Raw genomic sequence first — 993 nt, 5'->3', positions numbered from 1 at the left:
TACTGTTTTCCCCAGGTCTCCTCAAATTGATCCAATTCCAGGAGAGCCGCCTCTTCCGTTGGGGCCGTATAGATCGGACGCAAGGCCGTAGTAATCTTCTTCAAATCCTTGTACGACACATATTTGATGGAATTGCGGATCTGGTGGATGATACATTTTTGAACCTCCGTTTGCGGATAGCTGGCTGCAATGGCTTCGCTGAAGCCTTTTAAATTGTCTACACAGATAATCAAAATGTCCTGAACGCCACGATTTCTCAGATCCGTCAACACATGTAGCCAGAACTTGGCTGACTCGTTTTCTCCGATCCAGATGCCAAGAACGTCCTTATAGCCTTCCAAATCAATGCCAATGACCATATAGGCGGCTTTGCTGATAATTTGCCCGTCCTGTTTTACCTTAAAATGAATGGCATCCATGAAAACAACGGAATACACACTTTGCAGCGGGCGATTTTGCCATTCCTTGATAAGAGGTAACAGTTTAGCTGTTACGTTGGAGATAAGGGTCGGGGATACCTCAAGTCCATACAGATTGTGCAAATGATCCTGAATATCCCGTGTGCTCATGCCTTTGGCGTACATAGAGACGATTTGATCTTCAATACCCGTTACATGTCTCTGGTGTTTCTTGACAATCGCAGGTTCAAATTCTCCAAGACGATCACGGGGAATCGTGAGATCCAACTCCCCATACTCAGACGTAACCGTTTTTTTGCTATAGCCGTTCCGACTGTTTTTCGTCTGCTTCTGCTTGCTGTCATGCTTGGCATAGCCCAATTCGGTATCCAATTCGGCCTCCAACATTTCTTGCAGTGTTTCTGCAAAAATGTCCTTCAGGGCTTTTTGAACATCCTCCATGGTTTGCAAGTTGTGTTCTTTGATAAGTTGGCGCAGCTGGTCTTTTGGAATGAGTCCCATGTGTTCTCTCAACCTCACTTTGTTTCATTGTAATGGAATGTGGAATGAGAGTTTACACAAAATATTTTACAGT

Annotated in this window: 1 protein-coding gene; it reads right to left on the bottom strand. The window is 44.5% G+C overall.

Going from position 1 to position 993, the window contains the following annotated elements; translation table 11 throughout:
* A partial coding sequence (locus EDM57_RS00005; RefSeq protein ID WP_122902733.1) for an IS256 family transposase occupies positions 1-920 on the bottom strand: 920 nt, incomplete at its 3' end.
* Positions 921-993 lie beyond the last annotated feature (73 nt).

Source organism: Brevibacillus gelatini, assembly GCF_003710935.1.
Classification (GTDB): domain Bacteria; phylum Bacillota; class Bacilli; order Brevibacillales; family Brevibacillaceae; genus Brevibacillus; species Brevibacillus gelatini.
This window is presented reverse-complemented; position numbering and strand designations above follow the sequence as displayed.